Raw genomic sequence first — 26,429 nt, 5'->3', positions numbered from 1 at the left:
AGCCGGTGCCGCCCTTGGGCCAGTAGCCGGTCGGCGCCTTGTCGTTGAAGGCCGGCCCGGCGATGTCGAGGTGGCTCCACGGGATGCCCTCGCCGACGAACTCGGCGAGGAAGATGCCGGCCGTCAACATGCCGCCCTCCACGCCGCCCTTGTGGGCCAGGTCGGCGTTGATGGACTCGAGGGCCGGACGCAGGTCCTGGGGGAGCGGCATCGGCCACATCGCCTCGCCGACCGTGGCCGCGGCCTCGAGCACCCGGGTGCGGAAGGCGTCGTCGTTGCCCATGACGGCCCCGGTGTTGGCGAGCGCGACGACCTGCGCACCGGTCAGGGTCGCGATGTCGACGATCGCGTCGGGCTTGCTCTCGGAGGCGAGCGCGATGCAGTCGCCGAGGACCATTCGCCCCTCGGCGTCGGTGTTGAGCACCTCGACGGTCTTGCCGCCGCGCATCGTCACGACGTCGCTGGGGCGCTGCGCCGTCGAGCTCGGCATGTTCTCGGCCAGGCCGAGGTAGCCGGTGACGGCGATGGGCAGACCGAGCTCGGCGATGGCCAGGACGGCCCCCGCGACCGCGGCGGCCCCGGCCATGTCGCACTTCATCGTCAGCATGCCGTTCGCGGGCTTGATGCAGAGGCCACCCGAGTCGAACGTGATGCCCTTGCCGACGAACGCGATGGACGCCTTGGCCCGGGCCGGGGCGTAGCTGAGGACCGCGATCCTCGGGTCGTTGGCCGAGCCCTGGCCCACGCCCACGGTGCCTCCGAAACCGCCGGCCCGCAGCGCCTTCATGTCATAGGACTTGAGCTTGACCTTGGTGCCCTTGACGCGGTCGGCGAGCGAGTCGACGAACGTCTCGGGGTAGAGCAGGTTCGGCGGCAGGTTGACGAGGTCACGGGTGTATGCGACGGCCTCGCCGAGCGCCGCAGCACGCTTGACGGCCTTGCGCGAGGCCGCGTCCGCCGGACCGACGAGCGCGACCGAGCCCACGGCGTCGGTGCTGGTCGTGCCTGCCTTGGACACGGCATACGCCCCGAGGGCCACGCCCTCCGCCACGGCGGAGACGACCTCGACGGAGGTGCCCGGCACGACGACGGCCACCTTCTTCTTCTTGCTCAGGGAACGGATCGCGGCGCCCACGCCCTTCCGGACGTCCTCGAGCGCGCTCGTCTCGCTGGAGAGGGCCCCGACACCGGCGAGCACGACGAGCTTCGCAGCGACGTCCGGCACGGCGGCGAGGGTCGTCACCTCGCCGACCTTGCCGGCCAGCTCGAGGTCGGCGATCACGGACTTGAGGTGCGACACCGACTTGCGCGGGAGGCCGTGGGCGGGCGCCAAGGTGCCACCGCCGTCACCCGGCACGAGCGCCACGACGAGGGCGTCGGCGGGGGTGTCGGCGGCTGAGCGGTTCGAGATGGTCAGGTTGGCCAAGGGGGACTCCTTCGTCAAGGTGCTTGCGGGCGCACGAGCTCCGGCGCGTCCCGTGGGACCGGGGCGTCGCTCGAATGATAACGAGCGGGGGAGGCGGGACTGCTGAGCGGTAGGTTGGCGCCCATGACGACAGCGACGTCGGGGAAGACCTCCCCGTTGACCTCACCCCTCCACGACCGCCACGTCGCCCTCGGCGCCAAGATGGCCGACTTCGGCGGCTGGGACATGCCGATCGAGTACCCCGGCGGTGGCGTCGTCGCCGAGCACACCGCGGTGCGCGAGCGCGTCGGCGTGTTCGACGTCAGCCACCTCGGCAAGGCCTCGGTGACCGGGCCGGGCGCTGCCGACTTCGTCAACGCCTGCCTGACCAACGACGTGCGCCGCATCCAGCCCGGGTCGGCGCAGTACACGCTGTGCTGCGACGAGGCGGGCGGCGTCGTCGACGACCTCATCGTCTACCTCAAGTCCGACGACGACGTCTTCCTCATCCCCAACGCCGCCAACACCGCCGAGGTGGTCCGCCGCCTGCAGGCTGCGGCGCCCGACGGCATCACCGTGACGAACCTGCACCGGGACTACGGCGTCATCGCCGTCCAGGGCACGAAGAGCGACGAGGTGCTCGAGTCGCTCGGACTGCCGACGGGCCACGACTACATGTCGTTCGTCGAGGCGGACTGGCAGGGACACCCCGTCATCGTGTGCCGGACCGGCTACACGGGCGAGCGCGGCTACGAGCTCGTGCCGCGCTGGGACGACGCCCCGGCACTCTGGGACGCCCTCGTCGAGGCCGTGGCGCCCTTCGACGGCAAGCCGTGCGGGCTCGGTGCCCGCGACACGCTGCGCACCGAGATGGGCTACCCGCTCCACGGCCAGGACCTCTCGCTGCAGATCTCGCCCGTGCAGGCCCGGGCCGGCTGGGCCGTCGGCTGGAAGAAGGAGACCTTCTGGGGCAAGCAGGCCCTCGAGGCCGAGAAGGCCAACCCGACGCGCCTCATGCGCGGCCTGCTCGTGACCGGTCGCGGCATCCCCCGCGCGCACTGCACAGTGTCGTGGAACGGTGCTGCGGCCGGCGAGGTCACCTCGGGCACGTTCTCGCCCACCCTCAAGCAGGGCATCGCCCTGGCCTTGCTCAACCCCGACATCGCCGACGGCGAGACGGTCGAGATCGACGTGCGCGGGCGCACGCTCGAGGCAACCGTGGTCAAGCCGCCGTTCGTCCAGGTGCAGGTCCGCGAGTCCTGAGCGCCCTTCTCCGACAACGTATGCCGGGTGGTGCCGTCAGGCTGCCACCCGGCACACGGTCGGGCTGGGGCGGTTGCGTCCAGGCGCATCCCCGCTTCGATCCGGTGGCCGCAGCGCGCGGCCGGAAGCTCTCTGCCGGCACCGGCCCAACCGTCGAGAGGCCACGTGTTGCCGGGTCACGACCGTCGAGAGGCCACGCGTTGCCGCGTCTTCCCCGTCGAGGGGCCACGTGTTGCCGGGTCAGGCGGGGACTGCCGCGGTCAGGGCCGCGGCGGCCCCGACGAGACTCGGGCCGTACCACGTGAGCAGTCGGCCGCTGACGAGCGCGGTCCGCGCGTGCGCGAACGCCTCGGGGCCGTCGTCGACGGTGAAGACGTAGGGCTCGTCGGGCAGGAGCACGACGAGGTCGTCGCGGTCGAGATCGGTCACGTCGACGTGCGGATAGCGGTCGGCGTCGTCGGCCAGGACGTTGCGCCAGCCGAGTCGGGCCACGAGGTCGCCCGTGAACGTGTCGCGCCCGACGGCCATCCACGGGTCGCGCCAGATCGCCACGGCGACGTCGAGGGACGGCTCCGGCACGGGTCGGTCCCACTCGCTCCGGGCGGCCGCGAGCCAGTCGGGCGTTCCCAGGTCCAGCACATCGGCGAACAACCGACTGAGCGAGTCGAGCGCGCCCGGCACGGTCTCGATGTCGGTCACCCACACGGGTATGCCGTCGGCGCGCAGGCGCCGCACGTCGAACTCGCGGTTCTCCTCCTTGTTGGCCACGACGAGGTCGGGACGCAACGCCGCGATGGCCTTGAGATCCGGATTCTTGGTACCGCGAACCCGTTGCACCGCAAGGTCGCTCGGATGAGTGCACCAGTCCGTCGCCCCGACGAGACGCTCCGGGCAGCTCGTCGCGAGAGCCTCGGTGATCGACGGCACGAGCGACACGACCCGCCGGGGCGCCGTCGGCACGGACACGGCATACGCCAGGTCGTCAGCGAGCGTCACGGGCGGCACGACGTGGCCTCTCGAGTGCCCGCAGGCGGCACGAGGTGGCCTTTCGACGGTTGAGAGGCGACAAGACGTGGCCTTTCGACGGTTGGGGGGCTGCGGCGGCGGCGGGGGCTACACGTTGCGGCGGTACTGGCCACCGACCTCGAAGAAGGCCTCGGTCACCTGCTGCAGCGAGCACACCCGGGCCGCGCGCATGAGGACGTCGAAGACGTTGCCGCCCTCGATCGCGACGGCCTTGAGCTCCTCGAGCGCGGCCTTCGCCTCGACCTCATGGGTCGAGCGGAAGGCACGAACCCGCGTGAGCTGGCCCTGCTTCTCCTCCTCGGTGCCGCGGGCGAGGACGACCTTGCGCGGGGTCTCACCCTCGTGCGGGTTGCGGAAGGTGTTGACCCCGATGATCGGCAGGCTGCCGTCGTGCTTGCGGTGCTCGTAGAGCATCGACTCGTCCTGGATGCGGCCGCGCTGGTAGCCGGTCTCCATCGCGCCGAGCACGCCACCGCGCTCGGTGATGCGGTCGAACTCCTTGAGGACGGCCGCCTCGACGAGGTCGGTGAGCTCGTCGATGACGAAGGACCCCTGGAGCGGGTTCTCGTTCATCGCGAGGCCCCACTCGCGGTTGATGATGAGCTGGATCGCGAGGGCACGACGCACCGACTCCTCCGACGGGGTCGTCACGGCCTCGTCGAAAGCGTTGGTGTGCAAGGAGTTCGCGTTGTCGTAGATCGCGATGAGCGCCTGCAGCGTGGTGCGGATGTCGTTGAAGTCCATCTCCTGCGCGTGCAGGCTCCGGCCCGAGGTCTGCACGTGGTACTTCAGCTTCTGGCTGCGCTCCCCCGCGGCGTACTTCTCCTTCATCGCGACGGCCCAGATGCGCCGGGCGACGCGGCCGAGCACGGAGTACTCGGGGTCCATGCCGTTGCTGAAGAAGAAGCTGAGATTGGGCGCGAAGTCGTCGACCTTCATGCCGCGCGCGAGGTAGCTCTCGACGTAGGTGAAGCCGTTGGCGAGCGTGAAGGCGAGCTGGCTGATCGGGTTGGCCCCGGCCTCGGCGATGTGGTAGCCCGAGATCGACACGGAGTAGAAGTTGCGCACCGAGTGCTCGATGAACCATTCCTGGATGTCGGCCATCATCTTGAGCGAGAACTCGGTGCTGAAGATGCAGGTGTTCTGGCCCTGGTCCTCCTTGAGGATGTCGGCCTGAACCGTGCCGCGCACGTTGGCGAGGGCGTATGCCGTGAGGTCGGCGCGCTCCTCGGCGCTCGGCTCCCTGCCCTCCCGCGCCGTGAAGGCGTCGACCTGCTGGTCGATGGCGGTGTTGAGGAAGAAGGCGAGGATCGTCGGCGCCGGGCCGTTGATCGTCATGGAGACGGACGTCGTCGGCGACACGAGGTCGAAGCCGTCGTAGAGCGCCTTCATGTCGTCGAGCGTCGCGATGGACACGCCGGACGTGCCGACCTTGCCGTAGACATCGGGGCGCGGGTCGGGGTCCCGGCCGTAGAGCGTCACCGAGTCGAACGCCGTCGACAGGCGTGTGGCGGGCTGGCCCTCGGAGAGCAGCTTGAACCGGCGGTTGGTGCGGAAGGGGTCCCCCTCCCCCGCGAACATGCGAGCGGGGTCCTCGCCCTCGCGCTTGAACGGGAAGACTCCGGCGGTGAAGGGGAAGTAGCCCGGGAGGTTCTCGCGGCGCAGGAAGCTGACGAGCTCGCCGTAGTCGCGATAGCGGGGCAGCGAGACACGAGGGATCTTGTTGCCCGACAACGACTCCCGCGTCAGGACGTTGCGGATCTCCTTGTCGCGGATGCGGACGACCTGCTCGTCGCCGGAGTAGGACTCGACGACCGAAGGCCACGCGCCGAGGGCACCGGCGACGTCTGCGGGAAGGTCGGTGCGGGCCTCGTCGAGCAGGGCCTCCACGGCCTCGACCGCGCTCTCGGCACTGCCGACCTCGTCGGCCGCTGCGGCAGCCGCGAGCTCGCCGCGCACGGACTCGAGTCGCTGCACGCGACTGGCGGCTGCGGCATACCGCTCCGTCGCCTCGTGGTAGCCACGGACGGTGTCACTGATCTCGGCGAGGTAGCGCACCCTCGAGGCGGGCACGATCGTCGCGATGCGCGTGGACTGCTTGGTGGCGACCCGCGGCAGCACGCCCTCCTCGAGCGGCATCCCCTTGGCGGACAGCAGGTCACGCAGCTCCTGGTAGAGCGCCGTGACGCCGTCGTCGTTGAAGGTCGCAGCCGACGTGCCGTAGACGGGCATGTCCGCGGGGCTCTTGCCGAAGGCCTCGCGGTTGCGCACCATCTGGCGCCCGACGTCTCGCAGGGCGTCCTCGGCGCCGCGGCGCTCGAACTTGTTGATGGCGACGACGTCGGCGCGGTCGAGCATGTCGATCTTCTCGAGCTGGCTGCTCGCGCCGAACTCGGGCGTCATGACGTAGAGCGAGACGTCGGCGTAGTCGACGATGGCGGCGTCACCCTGGCCGATGCCGGGAGTCTCGAGGATGACGAGGTCGAAGCCGGCCGCCCGCACGATGTCGAGGACGTCGTCGAGGTGCGTCGGGACCTGGGAGCCGCCTCGCGTCGCGAGGCTGCGGAAGAAGACCCGGTCACCGTCGAGGGAGCTCATGCGGATGCGGTCGCCGAGCAGGGCGCCGCCGCCGCGGCTGCGGGTGGGGTCGATGGCGAGGACGGCCACGCGCAGCTTGTCCTGCTGGTCGAGGCGCAGGCGGCGGATCAGCTCGTCGGTGAGACTCGACTTGCCCGACCCGCCGGTCCCGGTGATGCCGAGGACCGGGACGCGGCGACGGCCGGCGGCCTCGTGGATCTGCGTGAGGGTCGCCGCGTCGATGTCGCCCTCCTGGGCGCCCGTGATGGCCCGCGCGACCGCCGCCCGCTCACCGGCGAGGACGGCCTCGAGCGACGCGGCGCTGGTCTCCCACGGGTCGAAGTCGCAGTCGGCGACGACCTGGTTGATCATGCCCACGAGACCGAGCCGCTGGCCGTCCTCGGGGCTGAAGATCGTGACGCCGGACTCGCGCAGCCGCGCGATCTCCTCGGGGACGATGACCCCGCCGCCGCCGCCGACGACGCGGATGTGGCCGGCGCCGTTCTGCTTGAGCAGCTGCACGAGGTACTCGAAGTACTCGACGTGACCCCCTTGGTAGGAGCTCACCGCGACGCCCTGCACGTCCTCCTCGATCGCCGCGTCGACGACCTCSTSGACCGAGCGGTTGTGCCCGAGGTGGATSACCTCGGCACCCTGCGTCTGCATGATGCGCCGCATGATGTTGATCGAGGCGTCATGCCCGTCGAAGAGGCTGCTCGCGGTGACGAGCCGGACGTGGTGGGTCGGCTGGTGCAGGTCGCGCTGCGGTGCGTCAGACATGCGAAAATACTAGGACTTCCTACTAATGGACGTCAACGCGTCAGCGACCTACGATGGCGCCATGAGTGCGCAGACCAACATGGCCGGCGGCGCGGGCACCCCGAGCGGCGCGGGCAACGGGGTCGCCGCAGGCGCCGGGGTGGGGTCGGGCCTCGGCTTCGACCCGATCGCCCGGGCGCGCGAGCAGTGGGTCGAGCAGGGGTGGGGCCCGGCCGCCGACGGCATGGCCGCCATCACCTCGCTGATGCGGGCGCACCAGATCGTCCTCGCCCGGGTCGAGGCGACGCTCAAGCCGCTCGGCGTGACCTTCGCCCGCTACGAGGTGCTCATGCTCCTCTGGTTCAGCCGGCGGGGGTCGCTGCCGATGAAGGTCATCGGCAGCCGCCTGCAGGTGCATCCGACGAGCGTCACCAACGCGGTCGACCGGCTGGAGGACGCCGGGCTCGTGACGCGCTCGACGCACCCCGAGGACCGGCGGGCCATGCTCGTGGCCCTGACGCCGAGCGGGCGCGAGCTCGCCGAGCGGGCCACCAAGGCGCTGAACACGGAGGTGTTCGAGCAGCCGGACCTCGGCGCCAGGGACGTGCGCTCCCTCGTCGACGTGCTCACCCGGCTGCGGCGCGGCGCCGGCGACTTCTGAGCCGACACGAAGCCGCACGAAGCCGCACGAATCCGGCACGAAGCCCTCAGAGCCAACCCGGAGGTCCCACCGGGTCGGCGCGTCGGGTCCTAGTGGTGCTGGGGCTGGTCGAGCAGTGCCCAGATCTCGCTCTCGGGGTAGCGCCGGTGACCACCGAGCGTGCGCCGGGCGTTGAGCTTGCCGGACCTGGCCCACCGACTGACCGTCTTGGGGTCCACGCGGAAGATCGTTGCCACCTCCGCAGGGGTGAGGAGTCTCTCGACCGCCGTGTCGTTGCCGTTCATATGAGCCGCCTTGGAGGGGAAGCGCAGCACCGGTGGAGGTTTCGGACCAGGCGCTGGCTGCTCAACGCCGACTCCGACGATCCCGCGGGCGGCCTGGCGGCGCGTCCGGTAGGCCGCATCTATCACGGTACGGATACTTCGTTCGACAATCAAGCGACCAGACTGGCGAGCGACGGCACTCACTACATTGAGCGCATGACACCGACCGCCGCCGCCCACGACGCGGCAACCGCCGCCCGCGACGCTGCGACCGCCGCCCTCCGGGAGCTGATCCTCGCCGGCGAGCGCTACCGCATCGCCGTGGCGAGCCACCTCGACCTGACCGTCAACGAGAGCCGTGCCATCAGCCACCTGCTGGCCCGCGGTCCCATGGGACAGACCGACCTCGCAACCGCCCTGGGACTGACGACGAGCTCGACGACGACCCTCGTCGACCGGCTGGTGCAGCGCGAGATGGTGCTGCGGGTCCCCCACCCTGACGACCGTCGACGCAGCACCGTCGAGATCCCGGAATCGGCGATGCGCCGGCTCAGCGACGTCCGCGACTGGATGCCGCAGGCCTTCGACCCCGTCGCCGCCGCCGACCTGCCGGGGGTCGCGACCCTGCTCGACACCCTTGCGGCAGGGCTGCGCGGGGTGACGAGTGACATCGAGGCCGCCCGGGCGCCGAGCCCCGGTCGTCGCAAGCGTCACTGAGCTGATCCAGCGGCGAGCAGCACCTCACCCGATGACGCGGTCGAGGAAGGCGTTGCCGAAGACGCGGTCCGGGTCGACGCGGTCGCGCAGCGCGCGGAAGGCGGCCATCCGCGGGTAGAGCGGCTCGAGCTCCTGCACGCCTGCGACGAAGCACTTGCCCCAGTGCGGTCGCGCCCCGAGCGGCAGCAGGGCCTCCTCGACGGCGGGCAGGACGGCATACACCCGCTCCACGTCGCGCAGCCAGGTGAAGTGCACGCCGACGACGTCGTGGCCGTAGGAGCTGCTGAGCCAGTGGTCGTCAGCGGCGACGGTGCGCAGCTCGGAGACCTGGAGCACCGCCGCCAGCCGCGGGGCGAGGCTGCGCAGTCGCTCGATCGCCGTCAGCGAGTGCTCGCGCGGCAGGAGGTACTCGCTCTGCAGCTCCTCGCCTCGGCTCGGGGTGAACTCCATGCGGAAGTGCGGCAGCCGGTCGAGCCACGGACCCGGGATGCCGCCCTGCTCGGTCACCGCCTCCACTGCGCCCCCGTCGAGCATGTGCACGGCCGTCGTCACGGCCGTCGCCCCCTGGAGCGCGGGTGGCCCATCCTCGGAGCGGCTCTTGAGCCACACCTGCTCGATGCCTGCCTCACCCCAGCGGGTGAACAGGCTCACGCTGTAGGTGCTGCCCATGACCGCGTCGACCTCGGCGGCAAGAGCCGCCCACGACAGGCCCGTGTAGACGTCCTGTCGCACGTCGTAGGTGGGTTCGACGTCGAGTGTCACCGCGGTCACGACCCCCAGGGCACCGAGGGCGACGACGCTGCCCTTGAAGTCGGCGTCCCCACGGCGCACCGTGCGCAGCCCACCGTCGGGACCGATGATGTCGAGCGAGCCGACGGCCGTTGCGAGAGACCCGTTCTCGACGCCAGAGCCATGCGTGCCGGTCGCGACGGCACCAGCGACGGAGATGTGCGGCAACGAGGCCAGGTTTCCCAGAGCCCAGCCGGCTCGCTGCAGCTGCGCTGCCACGTCGCCGTATGCCGCGTGCCCCGTCACGCGAGCGGTGCGCGTCTCGGGGTCGACCTCGACCGTCGTCGGCAGGTCGGCCAGCGACACGAGCACACCGTCCGCGTCGGTGATGTCGGTCAGGTCGGTGAAGCTGTGCCGGGAGCCCAGCGCGCGCACACGCGGCGCCGCGGCCACGACCTCCTGGAGGTGCTCCACCGACCGGACCCGCTCGATGCGTGCCCGGTACGTGTGGTTTCCGGCCCAGTTCGTCTCCGCCATCGTGTCAGTCTGCCCTGCGCCAAGGTGGACGAGCCGTCACAACCACGCGGCGGGGCGGTGGCGCACCCCGGTGCCCGGGCCGTACCGTCGCCACGACACGGGTCCCTCGTCCCGGACCGTCCCCGTCCACAAGGAGCGCTCATGCCTCCCACCAGTCCGACCTCGCTCGAGCTGACCGCCGCGGGCCTGCTCCTCGAGGTGGTGACGGCCGGCGCGGCGGTGCGGCGGCTCGTCGTCACCGACGACGACGGCGCGACGAATGTCGTTCTGGGGCACGAGGACCCGATGATGTATGCCGTGGACGGCGGYTATCTCGGGGCGACGATCGGACGGTTCGGCAACCGGTTGGCCGGTGCCCGGTTCACGCTCGACGGGGCGGAGCACACGGTCACTGCGAACGAGGGCGGCAACGCCCTGCACGGCGGCCTCGAGGGCTTCGACCGCCGGGACTGGACCATCGAGGAGCAGGGAGCCTCGCACGTGCGCCTCGGCCTGCACAGTCCCGACGGCGACCAGGGCTTCCCGGGCGCCCTCGACGTCACCGTCACCTACAGCGTGGCGCCGGGTGTCGTCCGCATCGACTACTCGGCCACGTCCGACGCCGACACCGTCGTGAGTCTGACCAACCACACCTACTTCAACCTCGACGGCGAAGGCACCGGTGCCGTCGATGCCCACCACCTCGCCGTGTCGGCCGACGCATTCACGCCCGTCGACAGCGAGCTGATCCCCACGGGCGAGATCCGCGACGTGTCCGGAACACCCTTCGACCTGCGGCTTCCCGTCCGGCTCGGAGACGCACTGGGTCGCGACGACGAGCAGCTCACCCACGGTGAGGGCTTCGACCACAATCTCGTCGTGACAGGGACCGGGCCGCGTCCCGTCGCAACGCTGCGCGGGAGCTCCGGCCGCACCCTGGAGATCACCAGTGACCAACCGGGCGTGCAGGTCTACACCGGAGCGCACTTCGACGGCACGGTCATGGGGACGTCGGGGTCGGCATACGGCCCCCGTGCGGGAATCGCCTTGGAAACACAGGGATTTCCGGACGCCCCCAACCACCCGAACTTCCCGTCGGCGAGACTGCGCGCCGGCGACCGCTACGCGAGCACGACGACCTGGCGCCTCGGTCGCCAGTGAGGCGGGACACAGCAGGCGGCGCCTGGTGGCGCCTGGTGGGGGCCTAATGGCGCCGGTGGCGCCCGCGCTGCTCGTGGAGCTCGGGGTGGACGTCCTCGGGCAGCTCCTCGGGCTCGGCTCCCTCGCCGGGCCGCGCCACCCCCCATCCGTCCGCCGTGATGGTGTCGACCGGCGGGTTGCCCACCAGGTGTGACCGCTCGGCGCCCTCGGGGTGATCGCGCCGCGCCCGTTCGGTGTCGTCGCGGTGGGAGTTGAGCGACTCGCTGGCGTCGCGATTGCGCCGGGTGTGCCGCGGTCCTACGACGACGAGCCCGATCAGCAGGATGACGACGACCACCAGCATGACGAACAGCCCTACACGATCACCCATGGCACCTCCCGGGTCCGATCCCCCGCACTCGACGGTACTCCGGTGCGGAAGGTGGCGGACGCGAAAGGGTGAGCTCAGCCCTGGTCGGGCGAGCTGCCCACGTCGTTCGGCGGGGCGCGCAGCGGGTCGCGCACGTCAGGCGTTCGCCCACCTGCCCCCGCACCGGCGACGGCGCTGCCCTCACCGGACGCCGAGAGCGTGTCGACGGGCGGGTTGCCCACGAGCCTGCCCGGGTCGGGAGCCGCGACCGCCCCGCCGTGGGCGGCCTCGACCTCGGGGTTCAGGGTCTCGTGCTCGACGTCGCCCTGGGTGCGACGGCGCGGTCGCATGACCCAGAGGATCGAGCACAGCAGGACGACGACGCCCACCATGACGAAAAGCCCTACACGGTCACCCATGTCTCTCCTTCGTTCGGTGTCTCGTGGGACGTACCCACACCGAGCTCGGCGAGACGTGCTCGGCGAGACGTGCTCGGCGAGACGTGCTCAGCGCTCCCGAGAGCGCGGCGTCGCCTTGCCCCTGGCCACCCGGGCTGCGCGCTCGCGCTCGAGGCGGACCTTGGGGTCGTTGCCCTCACCGAGCTGCGCCGGCCCGAAGAGGGTGAGTCCGATGAGGCGCAACCGGTAACCGATCCGGTAGCCGATGGAGAGTCCTGCGCTGGAACCCGACCGCGACACGATGACTCCTCCATATGATTAGGGCACTAACTGTTAGTGTACACACCATGACAACCGATCGGAGGACGCGCGCCATCGCCACCCGCCCGACCGTGCGCACCGCCGGGACGAGCACCTCCCCCGAGGACCTGCTGCGACTCGACCGCCAGGTGTGTTTCGCCCTGGCGGTGGCGGCTCGCAACGTCATCGCGCTCTACCGCCCGGTCCTCGAACCACTGGGTCTGACCCACCCCCAGTACCTCGTCATGCTCGCCCTGTGGGAGCGGTCGCCGCTGACCGTGCGCGAGATCGGCCACGTGCTCAGCCTCGAGCCGGCGACGCTGTCGCCGCTGCTCAAACGCCTCGAGAGCGCCGGCCTCGTGACGCGCGACCGCCACCCCGACGACGACCGGGCCCTCGCCATCACGCTGACCGAGCGCGGGCGCCTCCTGCGCGAGCAGGCTCTCCAGGTTCCGCCCCGGATCGTCGCGACCCTGGGCATGGAGGTCGAGGAGCTCCAGGCCCTGCACGCCTCGCTGAGCCGCGTCATCGCGGCAACCGCGGCCGCCCCGGCCGCCCCGGCCGACGACTGAGCCCGACCCGACCGCAGCCGACCACCGGGTCGTCCACCGCTCCCTGAGCCCGCGCCGCCTGGGCGCCACGACCCCTCAGTGCCGTCCGTCACCCGTCGGACGCTGCGAAGCAGCGGCTGTCCCGAGGTCCCCCCGTGTCAGCCGGTGCACCGGCTCGTGCCCGACGACGACGCGCTCGGTCACCACCAGGTCCGGTCCGACGCGCACGAGCACGCCGGGGTCGAGCATCCGCCACCCGGGCTACCGGCTCTCCATGGTCTCCTTGGCCTTGGCGATCGCGAAGCCCCAGCCCTGGGCGAGCTTCGGCTTCGGCGGGATGGCGACCTCGTCGGGGTTGGTCACGACGTCGAGCAGGACCGGGCCGTCGGCGGCGAGCGCCCACCTGACGGCGTCGTCCAGCTGGTCGGCCTCCGTGACGCGACGACTCGTCAGTCCCATCGCGGCCGCGACGGCGGCGATGTCAGGGTTGTCGAGCTCGGTCCCGAACTCCGGCAGGCCGCCCTGCTCCTGCTCGAGCTTGACCATGCCGAGCCGTCCGTTGTCGAAGACGACGAGGACGACCGGCAGCCGGTAGGTCACGGCGGTGCGCAGGTCACCGAGCAGCATCATCAGTCCGCCGTCGCCGGCGAAGGCGACGACGGGACGGGTGCGGTCGAGGGCCTGCGCGCCGAGCGCCATCGGCATCGCGTTGGCCATGGAGCCGAGGTTGTAGGAACCGACCAGCCGTCGCGTGCCACGCATCGTGACGAAGCGCGCGAGCCACGCCGTCGACATGCCGGTGTCGCTCGTGAAGATCGTCGAGTCCGGCGCGAGGCGGTCGACGGCCGACGCCACCGCCTCCGGCCTGATCCGCTCGTCGGGGTTGTCGAGGACGGCTCGAGCCCGCCCGAGCAGTGTGTCGTCGTGACCCGGGTCGAGGAGCGAGCCCTGCCGCTCGTGCCACCGCTGGTATGCCGTCCGAGCCGTCTCGAGGTGGGCGCGGTCGGTGCGCCGGTCGAGACGTGGGACGAGACGTTCCAGCGTCGCCCTGGCGTCACCGACCATGGCGTGCTGCACGGGGGTGCGCCGGCCGACGTGCTCGCCGCGCGCGTCGAGCTGGATGACGGTCTTCCCCGTCGGGTACCAGTCGCGGTAGGGGAAGTCGGTGCCGACGAGGACGAGCACGTCGCAGTCGTCCATCGCCTTGGCTGCTGCAGGGTTGCCGATGAGCCCGGACTGGCCCACCTCGAAGGGGTTGTCGTGCTCGAGCCCCTCCTTCCCCTTGAGCGTCAGCACCATCGGGGCGGCGAGGACGTCGGCCAGCTCCAGCACCTGCGACCGGGCGTCGCGAGCGCCGCACCCGACGAGGAGCGTCACGGGGGCGTCGCCCGCCAGGGCGGCCACGGCTGCGTCGACCTGCGCGTCGGGTGCCGGCGCGGGCACCCCTGCGGGCGCGAACGTCGCAGGTCGGACCGACTTGTCGACCGGGAGGTCGCCGACGTCGCCGGGCAGGGTCAGCACCGCCACCCCGCGCATCGACTGGGCCGCGTTGACCGCCTGTTCGAGAAGGTAGGGCAGCTGCTCGGCCGACGACAGCGTCTGGCTCCACACGGACACGTCGGCGAAGAGGGCGTTGTTGTCGACCTCCTGGAAGAAGTCGGTGCCGATCTCGGGGCTCGGGACCTGGCCGCAGATGGCCAGGACCGGAGCGTGCGACTTCTTCGCGTCGTAGAGGCCGTTGAGCAGGTGGATCGACCCGGGGCCGACCGTGCCCATGCACACCCCGAGCGTGCCGGTGAGCTGGGCCTGCGCGCTGACGGCGAAGGCGGCGACCTCCTCGTGCCGCACCCCCACCCACTCGATGCGCTCCTCGGTGCGGATCGCGTCGGTCAGCGGGTTGAGGGCGTCGCCGACCACACCCCAGACCTGGGTCACCCCCGCGTCGGCTAACGAGGTGATGATGTGCTCGGCGACGGTGGTCATGTGCGGTCCTTCCGTGGCGGCGGACAGTTGGTGCCCGACCGGTGGGTGGCGGTCAGAGGTGCGCGGGCCGGGGGCCGGCGCCGAAGTGGTCGGCGCTGGCCATGGCCCAGTCGTGGGCCCAGTCCCGCGGCGGCTCGGCCAGCAGCTGGCCCGGGGCGAGCCAGTCGTAGAGCGCGGCATAGGACTGGTTGTCGGTCGCGGAGACGTTGAGCCGCAGGTGGTGCGGCGTCAGGTCCGCCGGGTCGGTGATCCCCATCGCCGCCATGATCCGCATGGCCTCGTCGACCGTCGCCTGCTGGTAGCGGTGGACGCGCTCGCTCTTGTCCCCGACGTCGAGCGCCCTGGCACGACGGGCGTTCTGGGTCGCGACGCCGCTCGGGCACTTGTCGGTGTGACAGCGCTGGGCCTGGATGCACCCCGCGGCCATCATCATCGCCCGGGCGGAGTTGGTGTAGTCGGCGCCCTGGATGAGCCGCTTGACGATGTCGTTGCCGGCCGCGACCTTGCCACTCGCCCCGATGCGCACGCGGTCGCGCAGACCCACGCCCACGAGCGCGTTGTGCACGGTCATCAGGCCGTGGGTGAGCGGCATGCCCACGTGGTCCTCGAACTCCAGCGGGGCTGCGCCGGTGCCGCCCTCGGAGCCGTCGACGACGATGAAGTCCGGGGTCGTGCCCACCTCCACCATCGCCTTGCACATGGCGAGGACGTCGACCCGCGAGCCGACGCAGAGCTTGAAGCCGGTCGGCTTGCCGCCGGCCAGCTCACGCATGCGGGCGATGAACTCGATGAGCTCGACGGGCGTGTGGAAGACGCGGTGGCTCGGCGGGCTGACGCACTTCTCGCCCTGCGGCACCTGCCGGATGTCGGCGATCTCCCGGCTCACCTTCGCCGCAGGCAGCACCCCGCCGATGCCGGGCTTGGCGCCCTGGCTCAGCTTGAGGGAGACGCACTTGACGGAGTCGCCGGACGCCTTGTCCGAGAAGCTGGCCGGGTCGAAGTCGCCGTCCTTGGTGCGCGCCCCGAAATAGCCCGTGCCGATCTCCCAGACGATGTCGCCACCGTTCTCGAGGTGGTACGGCGACAGGCCGCCCTCGCCGGTGTCGTGCGCGAACCCACCGAGCGCCGCTCCCTTGTTGAGGGCGCGGATCGCATTGGCGGACAGGGCGCCGAAGCTCATCGCCGACACGTTGAGCAGCGCCATGGAGTAGGGCTTGGTGCAGTCCGGACCGCCGACGAGGACGCGGGCGGGACGGTCCGGTGGGTCGGCCGGGGCCGCCGAGTGCACGAGGTACTCGTAGCCGACCTCGTTGACGTCGAGCTCCGTGCCGTAGGGGCGCTCACCGTGGATGCCCTTGGCCCGCTCGTAGACGACCGAGCGGGTGTCGCGGTCGAACGGCCGGCCGTCCCAGTCGCGCTCGATGAAGTACTGCTGCAGCTCGGGGCGGATGTCCTCGAGCAGGTAGCGCAGGTGACCGGCGACGGGATAGCGCCGCAGGATCGTGTGCTTGCGCTGGAGGAGGTCCCACGCCGCCAACGCGGCCGCACCTGCTCCGGCTCCCCCGACCACCCATCTGCTGCGACCCACGGCTGCCTCCTGCTCGATCGGACGGGCCGAGTGACGACCCCCGTGCGCCTGGAGCGCGCGCTCGGGCCGGCGCACTCCGTCGTTCGCGTCTCCCAGCGACCTACCCGCGAGACCGGGACGCCTACCTGAGAGGTTCCTGAGTCGGGGTCCCGCGGTGGGGCGGGCTCGCGCTGTCGTCCCGCGGGGCGGGATCGTCACAGGCACCGTCCAGCGAACAGCCAGTCACACCGGCCAGCACGACACCGAGTGCGTCAACGGCGGTCCCGGGCAGCCGCAGACCGACACCTGGCTGGCCCAGGAGCTTCCCACGAGGACGGTCGGCCACTTCAGGGTCCAGCGCAGGCGCACCTCCTGGGCCACGGTGGCTACTCCTACGGTGCCTGGTGCGCGGCGTCGCTGGCCATGCGTCACCCGAACGTCTACGGCGCCGCGGTCGTGCTCCAGGGTTATTTCCGCCCTGACTTCAGCGCGGCCTACGACCCTCTCAGCACCGACGGCTTGCGGAACTACGACCTCGTCGCCCTGGCGCGCAACGCGCCACCACCGTTGGCGATGTGGGTCCTGACCTCGCGAGATGACTCCCTGTCGTATCCGACGACGTCGAAGTTCCTCAGTGTCGCCCGGCCGCCGCTCGACGTCACCGCCACCGTCCTCGCGCACGGGGGCCACCGCCTCGACGTGTTCACCCCCTACGTGCCGAACGCCCTGACCTGGCTGGCCCAGACCCTGCCCGGGTTCCGTGCCTGAAGGAGGGCGTATGCCGCACGGCGGCACGCCGCCCGCGCCCCGCCCCGGCGCGCCGGTGAGGTCCCGCGCCCGCGGTCGACCCACGTCCCACCACGTCATTGCGGTGCTGCTCGGTCTGGCGGCGCTCGTGGGGCCAGCCGTGAGCGGGATCGTCTCGGGTCTGCTGCCTTCGCCCACGGCCGAGCCCCCACCCGGCCCCACCACGGCCCTCGCGAGCGGGGCTGCGACGGCAGGGGACCCTGGAGGCACGGGAGCCATGGGAGGCACGGGAGCCACGGGGGCACGGGGGCACGGGGGCCGCACGCGCGACACCGTCCGCGGGCTCCTCCGTTCCCAAGGGGCCCCTGACCCTCGTCGGGCTCGGCGACTCGGTGCCCTCGGCGGAGACCTGCGGCTGCTCCGGCTACGTCGAGCAGGCCGGCAGCCGGCTCGGGCAGCTGACCCACCGCAGCTGGGTGGTGCACAACGACGCCAACGGCGGCTGGACCACCGCCGACGTCGCGGGCGACCTCAGCTCCAGCCCGACCCGCGACCACCTTGCCAGCGCCGACCTCGTGCTCGTCGAGGTGGGCGCCAACGACTTCAACCTCGACGGCGTCGAGGACAGCAGCTGCTTCCCGGCTGCGGGGTCGGCGTGCTGGTCCTCGACGGTGGCCGGACTGCGCGACGGGCTGACTCAGATCATCCAGGCGGTCCGCAGCATCGACCACCGCCCGGACCTGCGCATCGCCCTGCTCGGCTACTGGAACATCACCGTCGACGGCTCGGTAGGGCGTGCGCTGGGCGAGAGCTACGTGCTCGGCAGCGACGCGCTCACCCGGCTCGTCAACGACACGATCCAGCAGGTGGCCACCACGACAGGGTCCGTCTACGTCGACGCCTACAGCCCGCTCAAGGGCCCCACCGGCACGCGCGACCCCACGGCCGACCTGCTCTTGGACGGCGACCACCCGAACGCCGACGGACACGCCCTCCTCGCCGGGGCCGTGGTGGACCAGCTCCGCACGACGGGAGCGGTGCCGGCCTGGACGACGCCCTGAGACCGTCCGCGCTCACGTCACCCGGTCGGGCGCTCGAGGCGCTCACTCGTTGTTGCGCTGCGCAGCCCGGTCACCGAGGGTCGTCAGCCGGTCGACGAGGGGGGATCCGAGCCGACGTCTCGCCTCGTGGCCCGGGGCCGTCCGGGCGCCCTCCCGCCCGGGCGCGTCCGGCAACAGCCGACCCATCAGCCCCATGAGGCGTGTCGTCGTCGCCGGAGCGAGCCCACGGAAGCGGATGCCGAGCCAGGCGAGCGGCGTGAGGACGACCATCGGCCGGCCGGCGAGCACGACGTCGACGATCCGCCGGGCGGCGCGCTCGGCGTCGACGGACACCACCGGGAGGGAGGCGGCCGAGGCGAACCAGGCGTACTCGGCCGCTGCGTCACCGCCGAAGCGGGCGTGCTGGTGACCACCGGTTCGCATGAGGCCGGGCACGATGGTCGTGGCCGTGACGCCACTCCCGCTGAGGGCCGCCGCGAGGCCGTCCGAGAAGCCGACGGCGGCGAACTTCGCCGTGGCATACGGCAGCAGGTGCGGCGGCGACACCATGCCCCCGATGGAGGTCACCGTCCCGATGCGCCCCCGTCCGCGACGACGCATGTGGGGCAGCACCGTCATGGCGGCATGGATGGGCCCCCAGGCCATGGTGTCCATCGCGTCCTCGAACTCGTGGAGGACGAGCGAATCGACGGGAGCGGTCTGGATGACCCCAGCCACGGTGACGAGGACCTCGATGGGGCCGACGGTGTGCTCGACCCGACCCACCAGCTCCCCGACGTCGTGCCGGTCCCGCACGTCGCACCGCTCCGCCGACACGGGGCCCCACTCGCTCAGGGTCCGTGCCGCGTCCTCGGTCTCCCCGGCGTCCCGAGCCGCGACCACCACCCGGTGGCCGCGCGTCAGCAGCTCCTTCGCGATGAGCAGTCCCAGCCCACGTGAGCCGCCGAGGACGACGGCCACCGGCCGGTCGGCGGCCGTCACGGGCGTCGCGCTCTCATCGATGTCGTCGGTCCGTCGGTCAGTCGGGTCCATGGTGCGCCTCCTGGCGGGTTTTCCCTCGTGCCGCCATGGGTAGGAGCCACGACATGAGGGCTCTCACCTGGCACGGCATCGAGGACGTCCGTGTGACCGACGTACCCGACCCCGTCATCGCTGACACCACCGACGCCATCGTGCGAGTCACGTCCACCGCCATCTGCGGCTCGGACCTGCACCTCTACCGGGTGCTCGCCCCCTACCTCCAGCCGGGGGATGTCCTCGGCCACGAGTTCATGGGCATCGTCGAGGAGGTCGGCCCGGACGTCGCCACGCTGGCCGTGGGTGACCGGGTCGTCGTGCCCTTCAACATCTCGTGCGGACGGTGCTGGATGTGCCAGCGCGGGTTCTTCGCGCAGTGTGAGACCACCCAGAACACCGCGTCGGGCAAGGGCGCCAGCCTCTTCGGCTACACGAGCCTCTACGGATCCGTGCCCGGCGGCCAGGCGGAGTACGTCCGGGTGCCGCATGCCGACTTCGGTCCGATCGTCATCCCGCACGAGCTGCCGGACGAGCGCTTCCTCTACCTGTCCGACATCCTGCCGACCGCGTGGCAGGCGGTGGAGTACGCCGACGTCAGCGCCAACGACACCCTCGCGGTCCTCGGACTCGGCCCCGTCGGGCAGCTCGCCGTCCGGGCGGCCCGCCACCGCGGGGTCGGACGCGTCATCGGGGTCGACCTCGTGCCGGACCGGATCGAGAAGGCTCGCGCCCACGGCGCCGAGGTCGTCGATGCGCGCGACACCGACGTCGCCGATGCGCTCGTCGAGATGACAGACGGCCGAGGACCCGATGCAGTGATCGACGCCGTGGGCATGGAGGCGCATGGAAACCCGTTGTCGGAGAAGGTGATCGGAGCAGCCAGCCGCCTGCCCAAGCCTCTCGCCCGAGGGGCCGTCGAACGCTTCGGCATCGACCGTCTGGCAGCACTGCACACCGCGGTCGCGGCCGTCCGCCGTGGTGGCACCCTCTCGATCAGCGGCGTCTACGGCGGCTCCGCCGACCCGATGCCGATGATGGAGCTCTTCGACAAGGGCCTCACGATCCGGATGGGCCAGTGTCACGTGCGCCGCTGGAGCGACGAGCTGCTCGACATCGTCCGGACCGACGACGACGTGCTCGGCCTCGAGAGCCTGGCCACGCACCGGGCCGGCCTCGACGACGCACCGGAGCTCTACCGCATCTTCCAGGAGAAGCAGGACGAGTGCCTCAAGGTGGTCCTCACGCCCTGAGGCGCGCGCCGCCCACCGCACGCAGCCCCCATCCACCGAGCAAGGAGATGTCGATGAGTGTGACGAGCTTCCAGGACCTGCCCCTGGCCGATCGCGACCGGGAGTGGGACGGCGGCGCCGCCGAGAAGCGGGTCCGTGAGTGGGCCGGCGCCACCGACGAGCCGAACGAGAAGTACCGCGACGCCCACGTCTGGTACGACGCCGACAACAAGGCGAACTTCACGGCATACAAGCTGCTCGTCGCGGATGTCGTGGACGGTCGCCTCCGGGCCGTGCCCCGCGGTGTCATGGCCGCGGCCGCCGTCATGCAGGGTTCGCGTGGGGGTGTGGACCTGCCCGAGAAGGACCGCGACCGCGTCCGCAGCCACCTCGCGAAGTACTACGCGAAGATGGGCGAGGACGCCCCGTGGGAGCGCGACTGAGCGTCTCGGTCACTCCGCGGCGTCCTCGAGCCGCAGTCGCGCGCCGCCGATCGACGGCAGGACGCCCGTGTCGGCGACCTCCAGCGCCACCTCGTGCAGCTTGCGGTTGGTGTTCTGGCTGGCCATCCGCAGCAGCCCGAACGCCTGGTCGCGCGTCACCTGGTGCCGGGTCATCAGCACGCCCATGGCAACGCCGATCTCGCGGTTGGTGACGAGCGCCTTCCGGAGGTGCTCGACCTGCTGCTGGTTGGACGACAACGCGACCGCCAGGGCACCGTGCGTCGCGAGCATGAGGCCGACGAGCTCGGCGTGCTCGTCGAAGGCGGCCACCTCGTCCGCGTAGATGTTGAGGCCGTCGATGCTCTCCTCCGTCTCGTGGCCGAGGCGGTAGCTCAGCATGCTCTGCACACCGAGCTCGCTCGAGACGCGCTCGCCGTACTCCGGCCACCGATCGTCGTGACGCAGGTCGCGCGGACGGTAGAGCGCGTCCTCGACGATGGCATCGAGGCAGGGACCCGAGCCCAGGGCGTACTGGATCTCGTCGGCGCGACGGGCCCGGTCGTCGGTCGCCGCGACCGTCCGGAAACGGCCGCGCTCGTAGGTCGTGATGCTCGCGCAGACAGCTCCCGGTACGCGGTCGACCGCGATCCGGACCACGGCGTCCAGGGCGTCGGCGGGTGCCATCGACTCGAGCTCGGCACCGAGCTGGCCGAAGGACTCGGCGACCACGCGCAGCTCGTCCTCGGCCTGCTGCTGCTCGTCGTCACCCATCCCTCACCGTCCCTTCTCACGTCGACCGTAGACCTTGGCGACAACGGAGGCGAGAGCCGATCGGGCGGCCACCGTCCCGGGTAGGTCATCAGGAGGCCAACCCCGAGGAGCACCTGCGTGTCGTCATGTCCATCAACCTGATCTACCTCATCGCCGGAGGAGCAATGTTCCTCGCAGCGGTGCTCCCCTCCGTGCTCGACCGGTATGCCGTGTCGGCCGCGATGGTTCTTCTCCTCCTCGGCATGGCCATCGGACTGCTCCCCCTGCCCGAGGGGATGCGCCTCGACCCCGTCGCCATCCGGCCGCAGGTCGAACGGGTCACCGAGTTCACGATCCTGGTCGCGCTCATGGGTGTCGGCCTCGCCATCGACCGCTCGCTGGACTGGCGCAGCCGTGCCTCGTGGGCCGCCTGGTCGCCGACGTGGCGACTGCTGGCCATTGCGATGCCCCTGACGATCGCGTCCGTGGCTCTGCTCGGGTGGGGGCTCGGGATCGCGCCGGCGGCCGCGCTGCTCCTCGGGGCGGCCCTCTCCCCGACCGACCCCGTGCTGGCCAGCGACGTCCAGGTCGAGGGACCACGCGTCGACACCGCCGACACCGCCGACACCGCCGACACCGCGAGAGCTCCGGACGATGCGCCGGACGATGCTTCAGAGGACGCTCCGGGGTCTCCTCCCGACGACGACCAGGCACTGGGCGAGCCCGTCGACGAGAAGGACGACGTGCGCTTCGCGCTGACCTCCGAGGCCGGCCTCAACGACGGTCTCGCCTTCCCGTTCGTCACGGCGGCCCTGCTGCTCGCGTCGGCCGGAGGACTCTCCTCGGTGGGTTCGTGGGGTCTCCAGTGGTTCGCGTGGGACCTCGTCGGCAAGGTCGTCATCGGCGTCGCCGTGGGCATCGCGGTCGGCTGGGGCCTGGCCCGCATCGCCTTCCGGTCCTCCCGGCGCTCGCTGCGTCTCGCCGAGCAGGGTGAGCCGCTCCTCGCCCTGGCGGCTCTCGTCCTGACGTACGGCGCCAGCCAGCTCGTCGGCGGTTACGGGTTCCTCTCGGTCTTCGCGTGCGGCATGACCCTGCGCGCGGCCGAACGCAACCACCACTACCACCGCTCGATGCACGAGGTGGTCCAGCGGCTCGAGCGTCTGCTGACGTTGATCATCCTGCTCATGCTGGGCATGGCCATGACCAAGGGGGTGCTCGGCGAGCTCGACTGGCGCGGGGTGGTGATCGCCCTCGCCCTCGTCTTCGTCCTGCGCCCACTCGCCGGGTGGGTGAGCCTGCGCCTGCGGGCCCGTCCAGCGAGTCTGCCGGGAGGCCTCGGCCGGCGCGAGACGCTCGCGACGGCGTTCTTCGGGGTTCGTGGCATCGGCTCGATCTACTACCTCTCCTTCGCGGCCGGCGAGCACGCCTTCTCCGAGGAGCGCTGGCTGTGGTCCACGGTCGCCTTCACGATCCTGCTGTCGGTCATGGTGCACGGGACCCTCGCGACGCCGGTCATGCACTATCTCGAGCGCCGCCGTGAGCGCGCGGGTGTGGCAGAGCTCGCCTGACGCATACGCTCCGCTCCGAACGGACCACGCACGCCAGCAGGACGAGGCGGGTGTGCATGCCGCCCGCGCGGGTATGACTCCTCGGGAGGCTCGAGCCAGCGGCCCCCGACCCCGCGCCGACGTCCCCTCCCTCGGTGGGCGTCGGGCGTGTGCACCGAGAGGCAAACCGGTTGAGTCCCGTCATCGCATCAGTTCCAGCAGGCCACGTCTACGTCCGACACCTGTCGCCCCCCGACGGCCGGACGACGGTCATCCGCCTGCCCGACCCGCGTCCACGCGCCGACGTCCCCGACGCGCAGTGGTGGCCGCCACGGATGCTCGAGCCGGGGTGGGTCGACGAGCACGCTGACGAGTTCGACGTCATGCACGTGCACTTCGGCTTCGATGCCCTCTCGCCCGACGACCTCGCAGACGTCGTCTCCAGCCTGCGCCGTCACGGTCGACCGCTCGTCATCACCGTGCACGACCTGCGCAACCCGCACCACCTCGACCGAGGACTGCACGACGCCCAGCTCGGGGTCCTCGTCGAGGCAGCGGACGCCGTCCTGACGCTCACCCCCGGCGCGGCCGCGGAGATCGCGGCACGTTGGGGGCGTGAGGCGACCGTCGTCCCGCACCCGCATGTCGTCGAGGAGCCGCGACTGTCGCAGCCGCGGGCGCCCCACCCGGACTTCGTCATCGGCGTCCACGCCAAGAGCCTGCGCGCGGGCATGGACCCGTTGCCCGTCATCGAGGACATCGTCGCCACCCTGCCCGACCTTCCCGGGGCCCGGCTGCGGGTCGACGCGCACACCGACGTCATGACGCCGGGCCACCCCCGCCACGCCACCGACCTCGAACCGCGGCTGCGCGAGCTCGCCGACCGCGGCCAGGTGGACCTGCACGTGCACGACTACTTCACCGACGACGAGCTCTGGGACTATCTCCAGTCGCTCGACGTGTCGGTCCTGCCCTATCGCTTCGGGACGCACTCCGGCTGGCTCGAGGCGTGCTACGACCTGGGCACCACGGTCGTGGCGCCGGACTGCGGCTACTACGCCGAGCAACGCCCGTGCCTGCGCTACAGCACGCCGGGCTCGCCCGGGTCGCTGGGCGAGAGCAGCGTCCCGGCGCTGCACGACGCCCTCGTGCGCGCCTACCGGGACCGTCCGTCGTGGCGCGCCGACCCGGAGGAGCGCCGACGCGAGCGCCAGGAGATCGCCCGCGTCCACGAGCAGGTGTATGCCGCCGTGCTTGCCGCCGTGGCCGAGCGGGGTGCGTCGTGCACGTCGTAGTCCTGGCTGCCTCCAAGCACCCGATCGCCGAACCGTTTGCCGGTGGCCTGGAGTCCCTGACGTGGCATCTCGTCCGCGGCCTTCGCCGCAGCGGCGTCGAGGTGACCCTCTTCGCCGGTCCCGGCAGCGACCCCGCGCTCGGGGCGACCGAGCTCGACGTCGCGCCGCTGCACCTCAGCGACACGGCCCGTGCCGACGTGTCGATGGTGCCGGACGCCTGGCTGCGTGAGCACCACGCCTACCTGCAGGTCATGCTGTCCCTCCAGGGGCGTGACGACGTCGATGTCGTGCACAACAACAGCCTCCACCACCTCCCGGTCGCCATGGCCGAGTCGCTCCGTGCACCGGTGCTGACGACCCTCCACACCCCACCCACCCCGTGGCTCGAGCCGGCGATCGCGATCGGCTCGCGATCCCGAGGTCGCCTGCAGCGCAGTCGCTTCGTGGCCGTCAGCCAGCACACCGCAGACTCGTGGTCGCACGTTGCCTCGCCGGTCGTCGTGCACAACGGTGTCGACGTCCGGCGCTGGGTCGCCGGACCCGGCGGCGACGACCTCGTGTGGGTCGGCCGCATCGTCCCCGAGAAGGCCCCCCATCGCGCCATCGCCATGGCGCGGGCCTCCGGGCGACGCCTGCGCATCGCCGGACCCGTGGGTGACGCCGGCTACTTCGCCCGGCACGTCGCGGACGAGCTCGACGAGGACGTGTCCTACGTCGGCCACCTCGACACGGACGGCCTGGTGGCGCTGGTCGGCAGCAGCGCGGCCATGCTCGTCACGCCGGAATGGGACGAGCCCTACGGCCTCGTCGCTGCCGAGTCGCTGGCGTGCGGCACCCCGGTGGTTGCCCTGGACCGCGGCGGTCTCCGGGAGTTCGTCGCGCCGGGGGTCGGTCTCCTCCTCCCGCCCGACGCGGGGGGCGCCGAGGCTGCGCAGGCCGTGGCGACGGCCGTCCGGCTCGACCGGGCCGCCTGCCGCGCGCACGCCGTCGCCGCGTGCTCGGTGGACGGGATGGTCGAGAGGTACCTCGACCTCTACCGGTCGATCTCCCACCTTCGAGGTGCAGCGTGATCGGCTACTACGTCCACCACCACGGCCTGGGCCACCTGACCCGCCTGGAGGCCGTCGCCGAGCACCTGAGGTCCCCGGTGACAGGTCTCAGCTCGCTGCCCTCGCCCCCGTCGTGGGGCCAGGACTGGGTCCAGCTCGAGCGCGACGACCGTGTGCCGCCGGCGGCCGCCCTGCTCGCCGATCCCACCGCGCACGGCGTGCTGCACTGGGCACCCCAGCACGACCCCGGCCTGGCGGACCGCATGGCCGCGGTCGCCGAGTGGATCCGACGTGCCCGCCCCTCCCTCGTCGTCGTAGACGTGTCCGTCGAGGTCGCCGTGCTGAGCCGGCTCTGCGGCGTGCCGGTCGTGGTGCTCGCGATGCCGGGCGTGCGCACCGACCGAACCCATTCCCTGGCCTACGACCTCGCCGACGCCCTGCTCGCGCCGTGGCCGGAGACCGCGCACACCGACGGTTGGCCCCCGGCCTGGCTCGCGAAGCTCTGGGCGGTCGGGGCGCTGTCGCGCTTCGACGGCCGAGAGCCGGCCCGGACACCGGGTGAGGACTCCGGGTACGCCGTCGGCACCGATGCGCTCCACTTCGGGCAGTCGATGAGCCCGGCCGAAGCCACGACAGCAGCACGACGCGTCCTGCTCGTTTGGGGCGGCGGTGGCCACGGCACGTCGGCAGCGCAGGTCGCGGCGGCCCGAGCCGCCACCCCCGGCTGGGACTGGGTCGAGCGCGGACCCGGCTCGCCCTCACCCGACCTGTGGTCCGAGCTGGCGGCCGCCGACGTCGTGGTCACCCACGGCGGCCAGAACGCCGTGGCCGAGGTCGCCGCCGCCCGACGGCCCGCGGTCGTGGTCGCCCAGCCCCGCCCCTTCGACGAGCAGGTGGCCACGGCGCGGGCGGTCGACCGCCTGGGAGCGGCCGTCGGGCTCGACACGTGGCCCGAAGCCGCGAGCTGGCCCGGCATCCTGGACCGAGCCGTCCGCCGCGGTGGCGAGGGGTGGCGTGCGTGGTCCACCGGCCGCGGGGCCGTGTCCGCCGCTGCCCGACTCGACGC

25 protein-coding genes are annotated in these 26,429 nt (G+C 71.7%); 13 read left to right on the top strand and 12 right to left on the bottom strand.

Annotated elements, in window-relative coordinates:
* A partial coding sequence (locus tag AC1DP0_RS02375) for a leucyl aminopeptidase (protein WP_478082295.1) occupies positions 1–1,426 on the bottom strand: 1,426 nt, incomplete at its 3' end.
* Between the two features lie 123 nt (positions 1,427–1,549).
* On the opposite strand from AC1DP0_RS02375, the gene gcvT reads away from it, so the two are divergent.
* Positions 1,550–2,668, top strand: a complete 1,119-nt coding sequence (gcvT, locus tag AC1DP0_RS02370; protein WP_478082294.1) for a glycine cleavage system aminomethyltransferase GcvT — start codon at positions 1,550–1,552, stop codon at positions 2,666–2,668.
* Positions 2,669–2,908: 240 nt separating this feature from the next.
* Here the strand turns inward: gcvT and AC1DP0_RS02365 are convergent, their stop codons facing one another.
* Both AC1DP0_RS02365 and icmF read right to left on the bottom strand, forming a co-directional pair.
* Positions 2,909–3,664 (bottom strand): helical backbone metal receptor, encoded by a 756-nt coding sequence (locus AC1DP0_RS02365; RefSeq protein WP_478082293.1) that lies wholly within the window; start codon positions 3,662–3,664, stop codon positions 2,909–2,911.
* A gap of 117 nt (positions 3,665–3,781) precedes the next feature.
* Entirely contained in the window at positions 3,782–7,051 is a 3,270-nt protein-coding gene (gene icmF / locus AC1DP0_RS02360) for a fused isobutyryl-CoA mutase/GTPase IcmF (protein ID WP_478082292.1), read from the bottom strand.
* A 61-nt stretch (positions 7,052–7,112) separates the two neighbouring features.
* On the opposite strand from icmF, the gene AC1DP0_RS02355 reads away from it, so the two are divergent.
* Positions 7,113–7,691 carry a MarR family winged helix-turn-helix transcriptional regulator gene (locus tag AC1DP0_RS02355; RefSeq protein ID WP_478082291.1) on the top strand — a complete coding sequence of 193 codons (579 nt, stop codon included), beginning with the start codon at positions 7,113–7,115 and terminating at the stop codon, positions 7,689–7,691.
* Between the two features lie 89 nt (positions 7,692–7,780).
* On the opposite strand, the gene AC1DP0_RS02350 is transcribed toward AC1DP0_RS02355, so the two are convergent.
* Positions 7,781–7,975 carry a BldC family transcriptional regulator gene (locus AC1DP0_RS02350; RefSeq protein ID WP_478082296.1) on the bottom strand — a complete coding sequence of 65 codons (195 nt, stop codon included), beginning with the start codon at positions 7,973–7,975 and terminating at the stop codon, positions 7,781–7,783.
* Between the two features lie 195 nt (positions 7,976–8,170).
* Here AC1DP0_RS02350 and AC1DP0_RS02345 point away from each other — a divergent pair, with 195 nt between their 5' ends.
* A complete protein-coding gene (locus AC1DP0_RS02345) occupies positions 8,171–8,671 on the top strand; it encodes a MarR family winged helix-turn-helix transcriptional regulator (protein WP_478082290.1) in 501 nt (166 codons plus the stop codon).
* Positions 8,672–8,695: 24 nt separating this feature from the next.
* Here the strand turns inward: AC1DP0_RS02345 and AC1DP0_RS02340 are convergent, their stop codons facing one another.
* On the bottom strand, positions 8,696–9,937 hold the full coding sequence (locus AC1DP0_RS02340; RefSeq protein ID WP_478082289.1) for a D-arabinono-1,4-lactone oxidase: 1,242 nt from the start codon (positions 9,935–9,937) through the stop codon (positions 8,696–8,698).
* A gap of 141 nt (positions 9,938–10,078) precedes the next feature.
* On the opposite strand from AC1DP0_RS02340, the gene AC1DP0_RS02335 reads away from it, so the two are divergent.
* Positions 10,079–11,077 (top strand): aldose epimerase family protein, encoded by a 999-nt coding sequence (locus tag AC1DP0_RS02335; protein WP_478082288.1) that lies wholly within the window; start codon positions 10,079–10,081, stop codon positions 11,075–11,077.
* Positions 11,078–11,120: 43 nt separating this feature from the next.
* Here AC1DP0_RS02335 and AC1DP0_RS02330 read toward each other — a convergent pair whose 3' ends face one another.
* The 3 genes from AC1DP0_RS02330 to AC1DP0_RS02320 form a co-directional block, all read right to left on the bottom strand.
* Positions 11,121–11,447, bottom strand: a complete 327-nt coding sequence (locus AC1DP0_RS02330; RefSeq protein WP_478082287.1) for a hypothetical protein — start codon at positions 11,445–11,447, stop codon at positions 11,121–11,123.
* A 74-nt stretch (positions 11,448–11,521) separates the two neighbouring features.
* A complete protein-coding gene (locus AC1DP0_RS02325) occupies positions 11,522–11,845 on the bottom strand; it encodes a hypothetical protein (protein WP_478082286.1) in 324 nt (107 codons plus the stop codon).
* Between the two features lie 87 nt (positions 11,846–11,932).
* Positions 11,933–12,124 (bottom strand): hypothetical protein, encoded by a 192-nt coding sequence (locus tag AC1DP0_RS02320; RefSeq protein ID WP_478082285.1) that lies wholly within the window; start codon positions 12,122–12,124, stop codon positions 11,933–11,935.
* Between the two features lie 47 nt (positions 12,125–12,171).
* Here AC1DP0_RS02320 and AC1DP0_RS02315 point away from each other — a divergent pair, with 47 nt between their 5' ends.
* The gene (locus AC1DP0_RS02315) at positions 12,172–12,696 is read left to right on the top strand and encodes a MarR family winged helix-turn-helix transcriptional regulator (protein WP_478082284.1); all 525 of its coding nucleotides are present in this window, start codon (positions 12,172–12,174) and stop codon (positions 12,694–12,696) included.
* A gap of 240 nt (positions 12,697–12,936) precedes the next feature.
* On the opposite strand, the gene AC1DP0_RS02310 is transcribed toward AC1DP0_RS02315, so the two are convergent.
* A complete protein-coding gene (locus AC1DP0_RS02310) occupies positions 12,937–14,658 on the bottom strand; it encodes a thiamine pyrophosphate-dependent enzyme (RefSeq protein WP_478082283.1) in 1,722 nt (573 codons plus the stop codon).
* Between the two features lie 52 nt (positions 14,659–14,710).
* The gene (locus AC1DP0_RS02305; protein WP_478082282.1) at positions 14,711–16,246 is read right to left on the bottom strand and encodes an FMN-binding glutamate synthase family protein; all 1,536 of its coding nucleotides are present in this window, start codon (positions 16,244–16,246) and stop codon (positions 14,711–14,713) included.
* Between the two features lie 402 nt (positions 16,247–16,648).
* Here AC1DP0_RS02305 and AC1DP0_RS02300 point away from each other — a divergent pair, with 402 nt between their 5' ends.
* Positions 16,649–16,993 (top strand): alpha/beta hydrolase, encoded by a 345-nt coding sequence (locus AC1DP0_RS02300; protein ID WP_478082281.1) that lies wholly within the window; start codon positions 16,649–16,651, stop codon positions 16,991–16,993.
* 371 nt (positions 16,994–17,364) lie between these two features.
* Complete coding sequence (locus AC1DP0_RS02295) at positions 17,365–18,033, top strand: SGNH/GDSL hydrolase family protein (RefSeq protein ID WP_478082280.1); 669 nt, start codon at positions 17,365–17,367, stop codon at positions 18,031–18,033.
* A 42-nt stretch (positions 18,034–18,075) separates the two neighbouring features.
* Here AC1DP0_RS02295 and AC1DP0_RS02290 read toward each other — a convergent pair whose 3' ends face one another.
* Complete coding sequence (locus AC1DP0_RS02290; protein ID WP_478082279.1) at positions 18,076–19,065, bottom strand: SDR family NAD(P)-dependent oxidoreductase; 990 nt, start codon at positions 19,063–19,065, stop codon at positions 18,076–18,078.
* A gap of 53 nt (positions 19,066–19,118) precedes the next feature.
* On the opposite strand from AC1DP0_RS02290, the gene AC1DP0_RS02285 reads away from it, so the two are divergent.
* The gene (locus tag AC1DP0_RS02285) at positions 19,119–20,300 is read left to right on the top strand and encodes a zinc-dependent alcohol dehydrogenase (RefSeq protein ID WP_478082278.1); all 1,182 of its coding nucleotides are present in this window, start codon (positions 19,119–19,121) and stop codon (positions 20,298–20,300) included.
* A 53-nt stretch (positions 20,301–20,353) separates the two neighbouring features.
* Positions 20,354–20,722, top strand: a complete 369-nt coding sequence (locus AC1DP0_RS02280; protein WP_478082277.1) for a hypothetical protein — start codon at positions 20,354–20,356, stop codon at positions 20,720–20,722.
* A 9-nt stretch (positions 20,723–20,731) separates the two neighbouring features.
* On the opposite strand, the gene AC1DP0_RS02275 is transcribed toward AC1DP0_RS02280, so the two are convergent.
* A complete protein-coding gene (locus tag AC1DP0_RS02275; protein ID WP_478082276.1) occupies positions 20,732–21,493 on the bottom strand; it encodes a GAF and ANTAR domain-containing protein in 762 nt (253 codons plus the stop codon).
* A gap of 125 nt (positions 21,494–21,618) precedes the next feature.
* Here AC1DP0_RS02275 and AC1DP0_RS02270 point away from each other — a divergent pair, with 125 nt between their 5' ends.
* The 4 genes from AC1DP0_RS02270 to AC1DP0_RS02255 all read left to right on the top strand — a co-directional run.
* Complete coding sequence (locus tag AC1DP0_RS02270) at positions 21,619–23,040, top strand: cation:proton antiporter (RefSeq protein WP_478082275.1); 1,422 nt, start codon at positions 21,619–21,621, stop codon at positions 23,038–23,040.
* Between the two features lie 170 nt (positions 23,041–23,210).
* The gene (locus AC1DP0_RS02265) at positions 23,211–24,314 is read left to right on the top strand and encodes a glycosyltransferase family protein (protein WP_478082274.1); all 1,104 of its coding nucleotides are present in this window, start codon (positions 23,211–23,213) and stop codon (positions 24,312–24,314) included.
* Positions 24,302–25,384 carry a glycosyltransferase gene (locus AC1DP0_RS02260; protein WP_478082273.1) on the top strand — a complete coding sequence of 361 codons (1,083 nt, stop codon included), beginning with the start codon at positions 24,302–24,304 and terminating at the stop codon, positions 25,382–25,384. Before AC1DP0_RS02265 ends, AC1DP0_RS02260 begins: the two co-directional genes overlap by 13 nt.
* The coding region (locus AC1DP0_RS02255) for a glycosyltransferase (protein ID WP_478082272.1) at positions 25,381–26,429 on the top strand (1,049 nt) is incomplete at its 3' end. The genes AC1DP0_RS02260 and AC1DP0_RS02255, both read left to right, overlap by 4 nt.

This window comes from Terrabacter sp. P5_B1 (genome assembly GCF_056400505.1).
Note: the sequence above shows the minus strand (reverse complement) of the source record. Positions and strands in the feature narration are given on the sequence as shown.